Source organism: Paenibacillus pectinilyticus, from assembly GCF_001700435.1.
In the GTDB taxonomy this organism is placed as follows: domain Bacteria; phylum Bacillota; class Bacilli; order Paenibacillales; family NBRC-103111; genus Paenibacillus_E; species Paenibacillus_E pectinilyticus.
Genome location: NZ_LYPC01000010.1, coordinates 75,160 through 92,047, shown reverse-complemented (window position 1 = coordinate 92,047; position 16,888 = coordinate 75,160). Strand labels below are relative to the sequence as shown.

At 47.2% G+C, this 16,888-nt stretch carries 18 protein-coding genes and 1 other annotated feature; of the genes, 8 read left to right on the top strand and 10 right to left on the bottom strand.

The genetic code is table 11. The features are described 5' to 3' along the window. Nucleotides 1–2: 2 nt before the first annotated feature. Nucleotides 3–989: an ABC transporter permease gene (locus tag A8709_RS03015; RefSeq protein ID WP_065850865.1), complete on the top strand. Its 987-nt coding sequence runs from the start codon at nucleotides 3–5 to the stop codon at nucleotides 987–989. Nucleotides 990–1,116: 127 nt separating this feature from the next. After that, nucleotides 1,117–2,802 carry a dihydroxy-acid dehydratase gene (ilvD, locus tag A8709_RS03010; RefSeq protein ID WP_065850724.1) on the top strand — a complete coding sequence of 562 codons (1,686 nt, stop codon included), beginning with the start codon at nucleotides 1,117–1,119 and terminating at the stop codon, nucleotides 2,800–2,802. Nucleotides 2,803–2,916: 114 nt separating this feature from the next. On the opposite strand, the gene A8709_RS03005 is transcribed toward ilvD, so the two are convergent. Then, nucleotides 2,917–4,089, bottom strand: a complete 1,173-nt coding sequence (locus tag A8709_RS03005) for a permease (RefSeq protein ID WP_065850723.1) — start codon at nucleotides 4,087–4,089, stop codon at nucleotides 2,917–2,919. A gap of 118 nt (nucleotides 4,090–4,207) precedes the next feature. After that, nucleotides 4,208–4,477, top strand: a binding site (T-box leader). Between the two features lie 73 nt (nucleotides 4,478–4,550). On the opposite strand from A8709_RS03005, the gene trpS reads away from it, so the two are divergent. Then, nucleotides 4,551–5,534 carry a tryptophan--tRNA ligase gene (gene trpS, locus A8709_RS03000; protein WP_065850722.1) on the top strand — a complete coding sequence of 328 codons (984 nt, stop codon included), beginning with the start codon at nucleotides 4,551–4,553 and terminating at the stop codon, nucleotides 5,532–5,534. Nucleotides 5,535–5,602: 68 nt separating this feature from the next. On the opposite strand, the gene A8709_RS02995 is transcribed toward trpS, so the two are convergent. Further along, on the bottom strand, nucleotides 5,603–5,788 hold the full coding sequence (locus A8709_RS02995) for a DUF5325 family protein (protein ID WP_065850721.1): 186 nt from the start codon (nucleotides 5,786–5,788) through the stop codon (nucleotides 5,603–5,605). 152 nt (nucleotides 5,789–5,940) lie between these two features. Between A8709_RS02995 and A8709_RS02990 the strand changes: the two genes are divergently transcribed. Beyond that, nucleotides 5,941–6,171, top strand: coding sequence for an alpha/beta-type small acid-soluble spore protein (locus A8709_RS02990; RefSeq protein WP_065850720.1), 231 nt, complete (start codon nucleotides 5,941–5,943; stop codon nucleotides 6,169–6,171). A gap of 147 nt (nucleotides 6,172–6,318) precedes the next feature. Here A8709_RS02990 and A8709_RS02985 read toward each other — a convergent pair whose 3' ends face one another. Beyond that, nucleotides 6,319–7,305 carry a metal-dependent hydrolase gene (locus A8709_RS02985; protein WP_065850719.1) on the bottom strand — a complete coding sequence of 329 codons (987 nt, stop codon included), beginning with the start codon at nucleotides 7,303–7,305 and terminating at the stop codon, nucleotides 6,319–6,321. 125 nt (nucleotides 7,306–7,430) lie between these two features. Between A8709_RS02985 and A8709_RS02980 the strand changes: the two genes are divergently transcribed. Then, nucleotides 7,431–7,727: a hypothetical protein gene (locus A8709_RS02980; protein WP_065850718.1), complete on the top strand. Its 297-nt coding sequence runs from the start codon at nucleotides 7,431–7,433 to the stop codon at nucleotides 7,725–7,727. Nucleotides 7,728–7,773: 46 nt separating this feature from the next. Here the strand turns inward: A8709_RS02980 and gerQ are convergent, their stop codons facing one another. From gerQ to urtA, 7 genes are all read right to left on the bottom strand, one after another. Next, nucleotides 7,774–8,226, bottom strand: a complete 453-nt coding sequence (gene gerQ, locus A8709_RS02975; protein ID WP_065850717.1) for a spore coat protein GerQ — start codon at nucleotides 8,224–8,226, stop codon at nucleotides 7,774–7,776. A gap of 164 nt (nucleotides 8,227–8,390) precedes the next feature. Beyond that, nucleotides 8,391–9,083, bottom strand: a complete 693-nt coding sequence (locus tag A8709_RS02970; RefSeq protein WP_065850716.1) for a response regulator transcription factor — start codon at nucleotides 9,081–9,083, stop codon at nucleotides 8,391–8,393. Nucleotides 9,084–9,302: 219 nt separating this feature from the next. Next, a complete protein-coding gene (urtE, locus tag A8709_RS02965; RefSeq protein WP_065850715.1) occupies nucleotides 9,303–9,998 on the bottom strand; it encodes an urea ABC transporter ATP-binding subunit UrtE in 696 nt (231 codons plus the stop codon). After that, entirely contained in the window at nucleotides 9,991–10,785 is a 795-nt protein-coding gene (gene urtD, locus A8709_RS02960) for an urea ABC transporter ATP-binding protein UrtD (protein ID WP_065850714.1), read from the bottom strand. Before urtD ends, urtE begins: the two co-directional genes overlap by 8 nt. A gap of 41 nt (nucleotides 10,786–10,826) precedes the next feature. Then, a complete protein-coding gene (gene urtC, locus A8709_RS02955; RefSeq protein ID WP_065850713.1) occupies nucleotides 10,827–11,903 on the bottom strand; it encodes an urea ABC transporter permease subunit UrtC in 1,077 nt (358 codons plus the stop codon). A 21-nt stretch (nucleotides 11,904–11,924) separates the two neighbouring features. Then, on the bottom strand, nucleotides 11,925–12,830 hold the full coding sequence (gene urtB, locus A8709_RS02950; protein WP_065850712.1) for an urea ABC transporter permease subunit UrtB: 906 nt from the start codon (nucleotides 12,828–12,830) through the stop codon (nucleotides 11,925–11,927). 96 nt (nucleotides 12,831–12,926) lie between these two features. Beyond that, on the bottom strand, nucleotides 12,927–14,183 hold the full coding sequence (gene urtA, locus A8709_RS02945; RefSeq protein WP_065850711.1) for an urea ABC transporter substrate-binding protein: 1,257 nt from the start codon (nucleotides 14,181–14,183) through the stop codon (nucleotides 12,927–12,929). A 283-nt stretch (nucleotides 14,184–14,466) separates the two neighbouring features. Here urtA and A8709_RS02940 point away from each other — a divergent pair, with 283 nt between their 5' ends. From A8709_RS02940 to ureC, 3 genes are read left to right on the top strand one after another with little or no spacing between them, the layout of a single operon-like run. Further along, nucleotides 14,467–14,769 (top strand): urease subunit gamma, encoded by a 303-nt coding sequence (locus tag A8709_RS02940; RefSeq protein ID WP_065850710.1) that lies wholly within the window; start codon nucleotides 14,467–14,469, stop codon nucleotides 14,767–14,769. A gap of 39 nt (nucleotides 14,770–14,808) precedes the next feature. After that, the gene (gene ureB, locus A8709_RS02935; RefSeq protein WP_065850709.1) at nucleotides 14,809–15,192 is read left to right on the top strand and encodes an urease subunit beta; all 384 of its coding nucleotides are present in this window, start codon (nucleotides 14,809–14,811) and stop codon (nucleotides 15,190–15,192) included. Continuing rightward, nucleotides 15,173–16,888, top strand: coding sequence for an urease subunit alpha (gene ureC / locus A8709_RS02930; RefSeq protein WP_065850708.1), 1,716 nt, complete (start codon nucleotides 15,173–15,175; stop codon nucleotides 16,886–16,888). The genes ureB and ureC overlap by 20 nt, the downstream gene beginning before the upstream one ends.

Sequence of the window (16,888 nt, the reverse complement as noted above, 5' to 3'; positions counted from 1 at the left end):
GCTTGAAAGAAAAAAGCTTAGATTTTTCATTTAAATACGGTGCCTTGTTTATCATCGCACTTGTTCTTATCGTATTTTCCATCATTAATGAAAACTTTATGACGTATGACAATATCGCGGATATTTTACGTTCGATTTCGATTGTGATGTTTGTCGCGATTGGGGTAACGCTATCTCAAATTGTAGATGGCTTTGACTTATCCGCTGGGTCTACAGTGTCATTAGCCACAGTATCTGCAGCGGCAATGATGGTGTGGTATGACCAACCGCTCTATCTTGTCATTCTAGTGCCGTTACTCATAGGTGCGATCATCGGATTCTTAAACGCAGTGCTTATCGTGAAAGTGCGTATTCCTGATCTACTAGCCACGCTAGCCATGATGTATATCATTGGCGGCATCCAAAAAACGTATACGAAAGGGTTCTCAATTTACAATAATATGAGATTCCAAGATGGCACGGTAGCGCCAGGGAAATTCACTTCCGAATTTCTATGGATTGGACAAGGCAAGCTACTAGGTGTTCCTGTTCCGGTTGTTATCATGATTGTTGCGGTTATTGCGGTTCATGTGTTCCTAACTTACACACGTTGGGGCCGCCAGCTGTATATTACAGGAGGGAATCGTGAAGCAGCTCGTTTATCCGGTATTTCCGTGAACAAAATCCGCTTTGCAGCTTATGTACTTTCTGGTATTTTTGCAGCGATTGGCGGTATTCTGTACGCATCTCGTGTAGGTTCTGGGCAAATTGATGCGGGTGCACCGCTCTTGATGGAAGCAGTAGCCGCTGTTTTCGTAGGGTATTCTGTGCTAGGAGCAGGGAAACCTAATGTGATTGGTACGTTTTTTGGAGCTGTACTCATCGGAGTGCTTCTAAATGGACTCACGATGCTCAATGTACCCTATTTCGGTTTCGATATTGTTAAGGGCGGCGTGCTCGTCTTAGCACTTGCGATTACGTTCATTCATTTGAATCGTCGGAAAGCTTAAACGGTTGTACACGCTGTTCCTACTGCGTTGATGCGTCATCACACTAAAGTGAGAAATTTTGCGAGAAGTGTGGTATGATAGATTCATTATTTTTTATAACTGAAATGAATTCTAGGAGGAAACAAGAATGGCACATCCAAAACAACGTAGTGACATGATTAAAAAAGGTTTCGATCGCGCTCCACACCGTAGTTTGCTTCGTGCAGCCGGCGTAAAAGAAGAAGATTTCGGTAAACCGTTTATCGCGGTTTGTAACTCTTATATAGACATTATTCCTGGCCATGTTCACTTGCAAGAATTTGGTAAGCTTGTGAAAGAAGCAATTCGCGAAGCTGGCGGCGTTCCATTCGAATTCAACACGATCGGTGTTGACGATGGTATCGCTATGGGACACATCGGTATGCGTTATTCCTTGCCAAGCCGTGAGATTATTGCGGATTCCTTGGAAACCGTTGTTAATGCTCACTGGTTTGATGGCATGGTTTGTATTCCTAACTGTGACAAAATTACACCAGGCATGATCATGGGTGCTCTTCGCGTTAACATCCCAACGATGTTAGTAAGTGGTGGACCGATGAAAGCTGGTAAAGATAAAAACGGTAAATCCATTTCACTTTCCTCCGTATTCGAAGGCGTTGGTGCTTTCCAAGCGGGTAAATTGGATGAAGCTGGCCTAGAAGAGCTTGAGCAATACGGTTGTCCGACTTGTGGATCATGCTCCGGTATGTTCACAGCGAATTCCATGAACTGTCTAGCAGAAGGTCTTGGCATTGCAATGCCAGGTAATGGTACGATTCTTGCAGTTGCTGAAGAGCGTAAGCAATTCGTTAAAGATTGTGCGAAACAACTTATGACTCTTATCGAAAAAGACATCAAGCCGCGTGATATCGTAACGATTGATGCGATTGATAACGCATTTGCTTTGGATATGGCGATGGGTGGATCCACGAACACGGTTCTTCACACATTGGCTATCGCGGCAGAAGCGGGAATCGAATACCCAATCGCTCGTATTAACGAAGTAGCAGAGCGCGTTCCGCATCTTGCGAAAATTGCTCCAGCGTCCGATTACCATATCGAAGATGTGCATTTGGCGGGCGGAGTAAGTGCAGTTATTAATGAGCTTTTGAAAAAGCCAGGTGCTTTCAACGGAGATTGTTTATCCGTAACAGCACAAACACTTCGCGAGAACGTGGCTGGTTGTGAGATTCAGAACTTTGACGTCATTCGTCCGTTGACGAACCCGCATAGTGAGCGCGGCGGTTTGGCTGTTCTATTCGGTAACTTGGCTCCTGAAGGCAGTATCGTTAAAGTCGGCGCTGTTGACAAGTCCGTTGGTGGACGTCACGTTGGCCCAGCGATCTGCTTCGACTCCCAAGACGAAGCTTTGTATGGTATCGCTAATGGCAAAGTAAAAGAAGGACACGTAGTTGTCATTCGTTACGAAGGACCAAAAGGTGGACCTGGTATGCCAGAAATGTTGGCACCAACATCCCAAATCGTAGGTATGGGTCTTGGCGCGAAAGTTGCCTTGATCACAGACGGACGTTTCTCCGGCGCATCCCGCGGAATCTCGCTGGGTCATATGTCTCCTGAAGCTGCTGAAGGTGGACCACTTGCTTTCGTACATGATGGCGACATCATTGACGTAGACATGGATGGACGCAAAATCGAATTGCAAATCAGTGATGAAGAGTTTGCGAAACGCCGCGAGACATGGGCAGGTTTCCAACAAAAGATCACGACTGGTTACTTAGCTCGTTATACGAAAATGGTAACGAACGCAAGTGCTGGCGCAATTTTGAAAATCTAATTTGTACGACATACAGCCCTCCTCTCAGGCAACGGAAACGTTGGTGGGAGGGGGGCTTTTTATGTTGTGTTACGAAGGGACATCATTGGACGGACTCCTAGCACATCTATAGGACTAAACCAGAAAAAACCGCATAAATAACAACGAACCGATGAGTACAGTTATCGCGACAACAACAGCTAGCGTCAAGACGAAACGGGCCTTGAAGACGGAAAGCAGCATCATGGTGCTCTTAACGTCAATCATAGGGCCGAACACAAGGAAGGCGAGTAAGGAGCCAGGTGAGAACGATTTGGCGAAGGAGACGGCGACGAAGGCGTCTGTCGTTGAGCATAGGGAGAGCAGATAGGCGAAGCCCATCATGAATACATGAGAGATGAAAGGGCCTTGACCGATGGCGGTGAGGCTGTCCTGTGCGACGAAGGTTTGAATGAGTGCAGTCAGGAGGGCGCCGAGCATCAAGTATCTGCTCATCTCGAACAACTCGGAGGTACCGTGGCTGACCATTGTCATCACTCGACTGTCTCCATGCGCATGGTTGTGGCCGTGGTGGTCATGCCCATGGTCATGGTCATCATGGTGGTGATCGTGCTCATGCTTGTGAACATGCTCATGCCCATGATCGTGTACTTGGTTGTGTTCGTGCTTATGAGGGCCGTCATGTCCATGCGTATGCTTATGTTCACCATGAGGCGTATGCTCCTGCTTAGGTAGGTGTAGAGGGCCTCCAACAGGCTGAATAGGATGCCTTAAAGGATTGCTCTTAAGAAATCGTGTGAGCAGGAAGCCGATCACAAGTGCTACACCAAACGTAAGCCCCATACGTGAATAGGCCATGGCCGGGTTACCGCGGAAAGCCATCCAGGTGGAGGCAAAGACGATAGGATTTAGAATAGGCCCGACGAGTATGAAAATGACGGCGATGTAGACAGGCATTCCTTTGCGCATCAGTCGGCGAACGAAGGGAATCATCCCACACTCGCAGAGTGGAAACATAATCCCTAGGACACAGGCAAATAAAATGCCACCCAAAGGATGCCGAGGTGTCATGCGTTGGATGACCCCCTCAGGGATGAAATTCTCAACCACCGTGGAAAGCACGACACCTAGGATCATGAAGGGGAGCGCATCTAGAAATATGTCCATAAACGCCATGAACACACTTCGAATCGGCTCCATCACGAGCATGAACGGTGGGAGCTGCCTTGTCGTCACGATAAGAATCAAGAGAAACGCGCAAATCACCGTGGAGATGGGAAGGCTCCAGCGGTACAGAGTTGATGACAATGCGTTGACACCCCTTTACCGAAAGGATTGATATGTATCTATCCTATGTACATGCTCGGCTATCTAGGACAACGTCATCGATTGACATTGATCTCGAAGGGTGTATAATAATAACAAATCAATTGCGATGATAGGAACAAGTACGTTTGTCTCACGTTTCTCAGAGAGCCGGTGGTTGGTGCGAACCGGTGAAACAAGCAGACCGAATGGATCCTTGAGCTTGAAGCTGAACACTGTGTTGAATCACCGGAACCTAGGCCGGACTAAAACCACAGTTAATTATGCTAAACGGTAGCTCTCCGTTATCAGAGCCTGAAGGTTTACATGAGCATAACTTGGTTATGTGCGTAGACAAATTAGGGTGGTACCACGGTCTCTCGTCCCTTGCGGAGGGAGGCTTTTTTGTTGTCTTTTTTAGGGATACGAAGTGAACACAATCACATTTTCAGGAGGGTTTCAACATGAAACGAGTACTATCTGGTATGCAATCCAGCGGTCAGCTGACGATTGGTAATTATATTGGCGCACTTCGCAATTTCGTAAAGCTGCAGGAGCTTCATCGCTGTTATTTCATGGTCGTGGATATGCATGCCATTACGGTGCCGCAAGATCCAGCAGCGCTGCGGGAGCAAACGGAATCCATCGCTTCGCTTTACATCGCGTCGGGTCTAGACCCGAATAAAGCATCTGTTTTCCTACAGTCCCATGTACACGCGCATGCCGAGCTTGGCTGGATTATGACGACACTTACTCACATGGGTGAGCTGGAGCGTATGACGCAGTTCAAAGATAAGTCCGAAGGCAAAGAATCCGTGGGCGCAGGGCTGTTCACGTATCCGTCTCTGATGGCTGCTGATATTTTGCTATATAATGCGGATTTAATTCCTGTAGGCGATGATCAAAAGCAACATTTGGAGCTGACGCGTGATTTGGCGAACCGTTTCAACAATCGATTCGGTGAGATGTTCGTGATGCCGCAGCCGTATATGCCAGAAGTTGGGGCTAGAATTATGTCCTTAGATGATGCTTCTAAGAAAATGAGCAAGAGCAATCCGAATGCTGGCAGCTTTATCGCGATGCTGGATAGCCCTGATGTGATTCGTAAGAAGCTTAGCCGTGCCGTAACGGATTCCGGTCGTGAGGTGAAGTATGATCCTCAGAACAAGCCTGAAGTGAGTAATCTGATGTCGATCTACTCTCATTTTGCAGAAATGAGCCTAGCGGAAATTGAGGCGAAATATGATGGGCAGGGTTATGGTCCGTTCAAAAAAGAGCTCGCTGAAGTAATTGTGTCTGTTCTGGAGCCGATCCAAGAGCGCTACCAACAGATTCGCAAATCCGGAGAAATTTTTGATATTTTGAAAAAAGGTGCTCAGGAAGCAGCAGAAGTTGCTAATCAAACGCTGCTTGAAGTGAAAAAACGCATGGGCTTTATTGTTGGCTAAGCCTAACCTAAATAATCAAAAAAGTGCAAACAGCCTATAAAGGCGGTTTGCGCTTTTTCTATTGAGGGTTACTTCGAAGGTGTATTTTTCCTGCGCATCTTCACTTTGACAGCGAAGCCGTAACCGATGAAGCCTAATGCAATAAGGGAACTCGCGAGCACCATCCAAGGTAGTCGGAGCGCGATAAATAAGGAGATACAAGCGAGCAGCAGTGTGCCGACAACTGCGAATAGGAGTGCTAATGGTTTACTCATGTGTGTGACCTACTTTCTAGAAGTTTCGTGCGATCTTCTTATTCTAAACTTTTTTGAGCGCCGTGCATATAAATTCATTTCCTCCACATACTATCTTTGCAAGCTTGCAAATACATCAAAGATCATAGTTGACTGAAAGGAGTTCGATCCTTATGGCACAATCTCGTAGCAGCAATCAACTGGTAGTTCCGCAATCCAATCAAGCTTTAGATCAATTGAAATATGAGGTAGCTCAAGAGTTGGGCATCCAAATTCCTCAAGATGGGTACTATGGCAACATGGCGACCCGCGACACAGGATCTATTGGTGGTGCCATTACTCGCCGCTTGGTACAAATCGCCGAGCAATCACTTGCGGGGCAATCTGGATCTAATTATCGTTAATTAGATCACTTGTCACCGTACTAGCATACCCGATCTATGTAATATTAAAGCCTAGGAGCCCTAAACAAGCTCCTAGGCTTTTGCTCGTGGACTCACAGACATATGCCAGCGCATGAAAAAAGGCGCGTTATTACACGCGCCTTCTCTTTAATATAGATCAACTCGCAGCTTTTTGCCGAGCTTTGTATCGTTCACCCAGCCGACGTAGGAGTCGAGGGTTTGGTAGTTGTGATCCATCAGGATCACGCCGACGAAGGGATACTGCTTGCGATGACGGTAACGAACATCCGCCCATCTTACTTCATAGCCCCAGCGATGCTCTTTTACTTCCGCACAAGTGAAGGAAGAGAAGTAGAGCAGGGCTTGAATGTCCTCATGCTGCTTGGAAGCCTCGATAGCAGGATGGTGGTCTGCGCATTTGATCGTATCTAACCATTTCAGCTTGCCATTCTTAAGCTCACCTAATTGATACGTGCCATCCGTGCGCTCTTTTACAATATTCCAGACATAAAGGTTGAATGTTACAATGAGGGTATATTTATCGCCAGGCTGATAGGTCGGATCTTTGCGAAACAGACCTTTTTCAATAATGGCATGATCAAGTGTTCGCCAAATGTAATACAGTGCGAGTATGCCGTACAACGTTGGGAAAATGAGCTGTGGCTTCGCTAAGTGGAAGGACCACATGAAGATTGCAGCCAGGTGGCTCGTGAAAATAAAAGGATCAAAGATGTGAATGATATTCCACGATACCCATTTTTCCGAGAAGGGTCGAACAGCTTGGGTACCATAGGTGTTGAAGCAATCGGTAAACACGTGAAAGCATACGGCAATACCAATCCACATGGCAAGATGCAGGAGCGGGATACCATGAAAAAATGGCGATAGTGCCCCTGTAATCAGCAGCGTCCATAAAGGAAGAGCTGGAAGCGAATGAGATCGCCCGCGGTGATTGCGAATATAGATGGCGTTCCCTTTGAATCGGAGCAGCCCATCCAGGTCCGGAATCTGTGAACCAACGACAGTTCCAATAAAGACAGCAGTGGTTGCCGCCGTACTTGCGGAAATGCTCGGATCAATTTGCGAAAGACCCGCTAAGCCTAAGCCAATGACAAGATGAGTGCCTGTATCCAACTGATTTACCTCCTAAGTATTTCTGTACAGATGGTTATCTGTATCTGGGGTGGGAAGGTTCTATAGACATCTTCCTCTTAGTTTACCATTTTAGAGTAAAAAATAAATCAGAAGGAGATCTAAAAATGTCTAAAGTTTTTGTAGAGTATGCCATAAAACCCGAATGTAGGAACTCTTTTCTCATCTATATGCAAGGAATTAAGCAGCGGGAAGGGCGTTTGGAGCTATTGGAGGGTACAGATCAGGAAGGACTTTATGTAGAAATTTGGAATGAGGTCACTTACGAGGAGTACCTGAAGTTGAAACAAGAGCGCTTGCAGGGGAGTGATCATGAAGAAGAGCGCGGCGATTGGGACAACTGGGTACAAGGCGGCCTGAAAAAGGTACATATGTGGCACTTCTCAGAAGTTGCCTCAACCTAACAAAAAACCGTTGCTCTGGTTACGGAGCAGCGGTTTTATTTACAAATTATCTTTTTGGGCCAGTTCCGCCTTGGAAGGGGTAGAAGTAGTTTAATTCTTCGTCAAATGTAATGTAATCCAAGTTCACCATAAGTAAGAGGAACCGCATACCTGTAACGGGGTCACTGATAATGATATGATCACGTCCAGCTGCTTCTAATTTTCCTTTGAAAATTTTGGCATTCCACTCGGAGTTATTTTCGTATGTCATGTAGAGGGTTGCCATTTTACCAAGGTTCAAACGAAGGATATTTTCAATGTATGATTCTTCGATTGGAAGTGCAGGCACATTCACGCCTGTTTGAAGTCCGCTTCCTGGTTGCGTAAGTACCGTGCCATTAGGTGTCATGGGAACCATTTGGTTCGTCACACTTGTTGGAACGGGATAAGCCGGATATGGCGTACCGTATTGCATCTGAGGCATTGCTTGATTTCCAATTTTGTACGGGTTATTCAACATTAGGGTGTTTCCTCCTTGAGCTTTCAATAGGAAAGCTTTCTTCGTAAATGTGATTTCAAAACAATTCGTTTGGGTCATTTTCCATAATCATCATATTGTGCTCATGCCCATTTGGTGACGAATTCCTCTGTATTTTCGCAAACAAAAAAAGCCCCCAAGGGAGCTTACAGGAGTAAAAATTTATATCCAACCCCCCACACGGTCTTAATGTGCTTGGGTTCTTTGGGGTCATCTTCTATTTTTTTTCGAAGATTGGCAATATGTACATCGATCGCACGCTCAGTGACATGGGAGTCAAAGCCACGCACCCGATTCAGCAGCTCTTCACGACTGTAAACCCTGCCTTGATTTTGCCAGAAAAGCTTCATGATTTCGAATTCCGAGAATGTCGTGTCAATGCTTTTGCCAGCTACAAATAAACAGCGTTTCTCGACATCTAAGTTAATCATGGCATGAATCACCGTATCGGATGATGAAGGTGCCTGTGGTGTGAAGGTGTTGGAGCGCCTGAGCAACGCTTGGATTCGGGCAGATAGCTCGCGCATCGAGAAGGGTTTGCATAAATAGTCGTCAGCACCTGTCTGAAGTCCCTTCACGCGGTCTGAAACTTCGTTCTTCGCCGATACCATCAAGATCGGAATGTGGGAGGTTTGGCGAAACATCGTGCACAGCTGGATCCCATCCACATCAGGCAGCATCAAATCGAGAACGATCATATCCGGTTGAAATTCTCGAAACAAGGTCTCGCCTTGTCGGCCATTCTCTGCTCGTTTCACTTCATAGCCATCTTCATATAAGTAAATGGACATCATTTCGCCAATACTTAAATCATCTTCGATGATCAAAATTTTTGACATACAGGTTCCCCTCCTTCACCTTAAAAAGGCTAGGTGCTCGATATGCCGTACGCAATAATCGATCCTATCTATATGTCATGTTATCCTATCCATTTTGAGACGTCCAGTTTAACTTATTTTCCATGGGCTAAAAAAAAGAAGCTGACCCTTACTTGCTGCCTAATTGCTTAGGTCAAGTGGGTCAACTTCTCTTGGGTATTAGGAAGTGTAATTGTAGCCTCATACGGTTAAATGCTTACGTACGAGTTCTTCGCTCAAATGTTCTGCATTTCCTTCAGCAGCAATGGTGCCGCGGTCTAGTACATAATAGTAATCGGCGATACTAGTAGCGAATTCCAAGCTTTGCTCGACCAACAGCACGGCGATTTGGCGATTGCGCTTAATGGTTTCGATGATCGCTTCAATCTCCATGACGATAGACGGCTGTATGCCCTCCATAGGTTCATCCAGCAGCAGAAGCTTAGGGCTAGAAGCGAGTGCTCTTGCAATCGCTAATTGCTGCTGCTGACCGCCGCTGAGGTCGCCTCCTTTGCGATGAAGCATCTGGCGGAGCACAGGGAATGTATCGAAGAGGGAATCAGGCAGTTTTTTTCTGCGATCTGTTGCGGCTTCCAGACCAAGTAACAGATTTTCCTCAACGCTGAGTTGTGGGAAGATTTCACGGCCCTGAGGGACATAGCCAATTCCTGACTTCGCTCGGCGATCGGGGGAAGCGGAGGTGATAATCGATCCATTATAGTGGATCGCACCGGATCTTGGTTTAATTAGACCCATAATACTTTTCATCAATGTGGATTTCCCAACTCCGTTACGCCCCATCAGACAGACGATCTGTCCAGGCTTTACTTCGAGGTTGACACCCCGAACGACCATACTCTCCCCATAACCGGCTTCTATGTTCTGTAGTTTAAGCACCGCGCTCCACTCTCCTTCCGAGGTACACTTCCGCTACTTTATCGTCATTCTGAATATCCGCCATGGTGCCCTCTCGCAGGACAGTCCCTTCGTGAAGCACGGTTACTGTTCTTGCGAACTGGCGAACGAACGCCATATCATGTTCCACGACGATAATCGTTTGATTCGCTGCAATGTCATGGAGAAGTTCACCGGTTTTCTCGGTTTCGCTGTCGGTCATCCCGGCTGCGGGCTCATCCAGCAGCAAGAGATCAGGCTCCTGCATGAGGAGCATCCCGATCTCAAGCCACTGTTTCTCCCCATGGGACAGGGAGCCTGCACGTTCTTTGGCCTTGCTCTCCAGGCCAATCATGCCTAACCGGAGATGAAGCCGTTCTCGTTGTTCACTTGTTGTTTTGGTCCAGAGCGCACTCAAGAGTCCGCGTTGCTGTTTCATCGAAAGGGCCAAATTCTCAAACACCGTTAAGGTGGAGAAGACAGTTGGCGCTTGAAACTTGCGACCGATGCCAAGCTGCGCAATTTGATGCTCTTGATGTTTGGTAAGGTCGATGGCATCTTTGAAAAAGACCTGGCCCTGCGAAGGCTTTACTTTGCCGCAAATGACATCCAGTAAGGTCGTTTTGCCAGCACCGTTCGGTCCGATCAAGAAGCGAAGCTCGCCGTATTGTAAAGAAAAGTCTAGGTTTCGTAGAGCTTTGAATCCGTCGAAGTTCACCTCAAGTCCTTTGATGCTCAGGATTTTTTTCTCGTCAGTTGTTTGTTCTTGTTTCGCTAATTGTCCTAGCATTGAAATGTTCCCCTTTCGGTGTTCATAAGCAGCGTTTATCGTTATCTGGCTTCTTGGGATGATGAGATCGGCTTAGGAAGCACGGGCTTTTTCCAATTTGAGAAAAAGTGGGTAATGGTGCCGACGATTCCTTTCGGCAGGAATAGGACGACGATGATGAACATGGCTCCTAACATGATCGGCCACCAAGCAGGATAGGCTTCGCTGAAGGTTGTTTTGGCCGTGTTGGTAACTAAAGCGCCAAGAATGGCTCCGCCTATGGTGGAACGACCGCCTATGGCAACCCATAGCACCATTTCAATCGATGGTACAATCCCCATTTGGGCAGGAGAGATGATGCCTTCTTGAAGAACGAACAGTACGCCAGCAAGCCCAGCTAATCCCGCGGAAGCGCAGTAGATGAATACTTTGTAAGTGACGGGATTATAACCGATGAAGCGAACGCGGTTTTCCCCATCTCGAATAGCGGTAAGAATATTGCCAAGACGACTTGTGACAAGTAAGGAACTTAGCACCAGAATGACCAGGACAACGGCAAGCGTGAGATAGAAAAACAACAGCTTCGTGGACTGTGCCTGCAGGTTCAATCCTAGGAACGTCGTGAAGTTGGTCAGTCCATTCGTGCCACCTGTGTAACCTTGCTGTCCGACGAATAACGTCACCGTAATGATGACTAAGGCTTGTGACAAAATGGAGAAGAAAGCCCCTTTGATCCGATTACGGAAGGTGAAATAGCCCAGAATGAAGGCGACAATCATAGGTACAATGAGCGCCAACAGGAAAGCAGCAGCAGCGCTGTGGAAAGGGACCCAGAACCAGGGCAAGCTTTCGACACCGCTCCAGGACATGAAATCGGGCAATTGTTTCGGCGCGGATACGAGCTTCAAATGCATCGCCATGCAATAAGCGCCAAGTCCGAAGTACACCCCATGGCCAAGGCTCAAAATACCGGTAAATCCCCAGATCAGATCAATTCCGATCGCAATAATGGCATAAGCGAGATATTTGCCAAGTAAGGATAAGCGAAAGTCTGACAAGAAGAGAGGGGCGAGCGCAATGAGTATGAAACATAGGCTGTAAATCGAAAGTTTGATCTTAGATTGTCTAGCAAAGAGCATAGAGATGGCCACATCCTTTCTTCAATCTAAGGATCTCGAACGGATCGTCACAAGCCCCATCGGTTTCCATTGCAGGAAGGCGATTATAAGTGTAAACACCAGTACTTTGCCAAGCGTAGCGCTGGTCGTATACTCCAGAGCGGTATTGAAAACCCCGATGCCTAATGCACCGGCAACAGTACCGATGAGCTTGCCAATGCCGCCGAGCACCACGACCATGAAGGCATCGACAATGTAGTACGTGCCAATCGTGGGACCGATCGGTCCTAGTAAGGAGAGTGCGCAGCCTGCAATGCCTGCCATCGCAGAACCGAAGGCGAAGGATTGGGCATCCACACGGCGTGTGGAAATGCCAAGACATGCGGCCATTTCTCTATTTTGCATGACAGCTCTCATCCGTCTGCCACCCGCAGAATGATAGAGATACAGGTAGATGATGAAGATACATAAGGCAACGAGACCGATAATGAACAGCCTTTTATAAGGAAGAATTAGGTCCGTTGTTACATGCAGTCCACCTTCCAACCATTGAGGTGCTTTCACAGCGACGTTGGGAGCGCCAAAGATGGAGCGTGCGATTTGTTGAAGGGCTAGGGATACGCCCCAGGTTGCGAGTAGGCTGTCTAGCGGACGGCCATACATAAAGCGTATGAGGAGAACCTCGAGCAGCCAGCCGATGGCAAAAGCAACGACAAAGGCGACACCGAGCGAAACGACGAAATACCAGCCGAACGCAGAAGCGGGCATATAGGATTGAAACCATTTCTGCACGAGATAAGCCATGTAGGCGCCGATCATAATAAACTCGCCATGCGCCATATTCATCACATTCATGAGACCAAATGTAATCGAAAGGCCGATTGCGATTAAGAGCAGAATGGAGCTTAAGCTGAGTCCGTTAAATAGTTGCAGAAGCAGCAAACTCATGGCAACTTCTCCTTCCTTGAACCGAAGTAAAATAATGAAATCCAGGACTGCGGTCAGGCAGTCCTGGTTTCTAATGAACTTACAGAAGGAATATGCTTATTGTTTCGTTACTTCTCCGCCCCAAGAATACGTTTTGAGGAATGGATCTGGCTTGAGTGTTTTGCCGGAGTTCCAAATTTCTTTAATTTGGCCATCGGCTGTAATTTGACCGATACGTGCCGTTTTATAGATATGTTGGTTGTCGCCATCAATCGTAACTTTACCCTCTGGGGAATTGAATTCAATGCCTTTGGCAGCTGCTTTTACTTTCTCTACGTCAAAGGAACCCGCTTTCTTCACGGCCTCTGCCCAGAGATAAACAGCTGTGTAACCAGCTTCAATCGGATCATCCGTTACACGATCTTTGCCGTATTTCGCTTTGTAAGCTTCAACGAATTTTTTGTTTTCAGGAATATCCGTTGTTTGATAATAGTTCCATGCTGTGTAATGACCTGCGAGAACGGAAGCGCCAATACCACGAACTTCTTCTTCCGCGATACTGACGGACATCGTTGTTAAATCTTTGGACGTAATGCCGGCATCTTGCAATTGTTTGAAGAAGGCAACGTTACTATCCCCGTTCAATGTGTTGAAAACAACATCGGGTTTTTCCTTTTTAATCTTACTAATGATTGTATTGTAGTCCGTGTGTCCAAGCGGTGTGTATTCTTCAGCCACGAGTGTTCCGCCATCTGCCTTTAACTGCTCTTTAATAATTTTGTTGGCTGTTCTTGGGAAGACGTAATCGGAACCGAGGAGGAAGAATTTTTTGCCTTTGTTTTGCAGGAGCCAAGTGACTGCGGGGATGATTTGTTGGTTCGTTGTTGCACCTATGTAGAAGATGTTGGGTGAAGACTCTACGCCTTCATATTGAACCGGGTACCACAGTAATCCTTTGTTCTGTTCGACAACGGGTAGAACGGCTTTGCGGCTGGCTGATGTCCAGCATCCAAAAATCGTCACCACGCTGTCTTTTTGCAGGAGCTTCTTTGTCTTCTCTGCAAAAGTTGGCCAATCCGACGCCCCATCTTCGATGATGGGTTTAATCTTTTTGCCCAATAATCCCCCAGTTGCATTAATTTCATCAATTGCCATAAGCTCAGCATCTCGAACAGATACTTCACTAATGGACATTGTACCTGTTAGTGAGTGAAGAATCCCCACTGGTACGGTGTCGCCAGATGTTGTTGAAGCCGCAGGTGCAGTCGTCGTTGTAGAGGTGGTAGATTCTGTCTTCGCACAGCCGGCGGCAACTAACATCAAAGCCATGCTTAATGCAACTGTAAGCTTACCCTTGTTTCTTATCTCTCTCATTCACGTCCCACTCCCTTGCCTTACAAGATTTGGATTACATGGCTAATAATAAATTGTGAACCAAGATTGTGTCAACATATGTGACATTGACGAAGTGATTTTTGTTTTCAATGCACAATTAAGTGTAAAATTTTTGTGAAAATAACATGAATACGAAATATGTCTTCAATAAGTTATGATTTAATGTCACTATAACTAACATAAAAGATTTACAACTTCCCAATACACGAATATAATGAGTGTAAAGGATTGCCATTATTCGGTTTTCGAAGAGGTGACAAACGTGCATTTAACGGAAAGAGAAAAAGAAAAGCTGCTCATCACCGTAGCTGCCGACTTAGCCAGACGCAGACTTGCCAGAGGCTTGAAGCTGAATTATCCCGAGAGCATAGCTTTACTGACTTCCGAAATTATGGAAGGAGCTCGAGACGGCTTGACGGTCGCGCAGCTCATGGCGTTCGGTACAACGATCTTGACAGCGGAACAGGTCATGGAAGGAGTGCCTCAGATGATTCATGAGGTGCAAGTGGAAGCGACGTTTCCTGATGGAACGAAGTTAGTGACGGTTCATGAACCGATCAAGTAAGAAATAGGTAGACATGACCTAATCGAGAGGGGCGAGCACATGGTTCCGGGAGAATATCGAACAGCCAAAGGTTTTATAGAAATGAATGTAGGACGACAGACGATTGAAATTATCGTTACCAATACAGGAGATCGGCCGGTTCAAGTGGGGTCGCATTTTCATTTTTTTGAAGTGAACAGAGGCTTGGATTTCCCGAGAGAGCGTGCATTTGGTATGCGCCTTGATATTCCCGCGGGGACGGCTGTTCGATTCGAACCAGGAGAGCAGAAGCCTGTTCAGCTTGTTGAGTTAGGTGGAGCGAAGCTGAGCTATGGACTGAATAATTTGAGCCAAGGCTTGGCGGAGAAAGACAAAATGTCGAGCGAAACGCGAGATAGATGGCAGGCTTGGGAGGGATTGCTTGGTGAGTCGAATAGATCGTAAGAACTATGCATTAATGTTCGGTCCTACAACAGGAGATGCCATTCGATTAGCAGATACCGAGCTTTGGGCACAAATTGAGCATGACTACACCGTTTATGGCGATGAATGTAAGTTTGGCGGCGGGAAGGTCATCCGTGACGGCATGGGTCAGTCCAGCGGTGCGACAAGAGCTCAAGGTGTGCTGGATACGATAATCACGAATGCTGTCATTATTGATCATTGGGGCATCGTTAAAGGCGATATCGGCCTTCGCGATGGTCACATTGTCGGGATCGGGAAGGCGGGTAACCCTGATATTATGGATGGAGTTCATCCCGATATGATCGTAGGTGCGAGCACCGAGGTCATTGCGGGAGAGGGTAAAATTGTGACGGCAGGCGGTATTGATGCCCATATCCATTTCATTTGCCCGCAGCAAATTGAAACGGCACTATCCTCTGGCGTGACAACAATGATCGGTGGCGGCACGGGACCGGCAACGGGGACGAATGCTACGACGTGTACGCCGGGTGCTTGGCATATGCAGCGTATGCTGGAGGCAGCCGAAGGCTTTCCGATGAATCTCGGCTTTACAGGAAAGGGGAATTCCTCCTTCCTTGAACCCTTGACGGAACAAATTGAAGCCGGCGCTATTGGTTTGAAGCTGCATGAAGATTGGGGAACTACGCCAGCTGCAATCGACATGTGTTTGGATGCCGCGGATCGCTACGATGTGCAAGTGGCCATTCATACCGATACATTAAATGAAGCGGGATTTCTCGAGGATACGTTAGCCGCTATTAAAGGACGTACGATCCATACGTATCATACCGAAGGCGCAGGAGGCGGGCATGCTCCGGATATTATCCGTGCCGCGGCTGAGCTGAATGTCCTGCCTTCCTCGACCAATCCGACACGACCTTACACGATCAATACCATAGAAGAACACTTGGATATGCTGATGGTTTGTCACCATTTGGATAGTCGTATTCCAGAGGATGTCGCTTTTGCAGATTCTCGGATTCGTCCAGAAACGATTGCGGCTGAGGACATTCTTCATGATATGGGCGTGTTCAGTATGCTGAGCTCTGATTCCCAGGCGATGGGCAGAGTCGGCGAGGTGATCATTCGAACATGGCAGACGGCGGATAAAATGAAAAAACAACGCGGTCCGCTGGCGCCAGATACCGAAGCGAACGATAATTTCCGCATTAAGCGCTACATGGCGAAATATACCATTAACCCTGCGATCACGCATGGGATCTCGCATCTTGTCGGTTCGATTGAGCCGGGGAAATTTGCGGATCTTGTGATTTGGAGCCCGATGTTTTTCGGCGTGAAGCCGGATCTTGTGCTCAAAGGCGGCAGCATAGCTTACGCGCAAATGGGGGATCCGAATGCTTCGATTCCAACGCCGCAGCCTGTCTTCGGGCGGCCGATGTTCGCTGCATTTGGCAAAGCGTTGACGCAGAGCTCGATTACCTTCGTCTCTCAGGCAGCGTATGAGAATGGAATTGCGGAACGATTCGGCTTGCAAAAGCGGGTCGAACCCGTGAAAGGCTGCCGCAGCATTTCGAAGAAAGACATGATTCATAACAACGGGACGCCTTCTATTGAAGTTAACCCAGAAACCTATGAGGTGAAGGTTGACGGAGAGCCTGTGACCTGTGAGCCGGCGACGGAGCTGCCAATGGCGCAGTTGTATTTCTTATTTTAG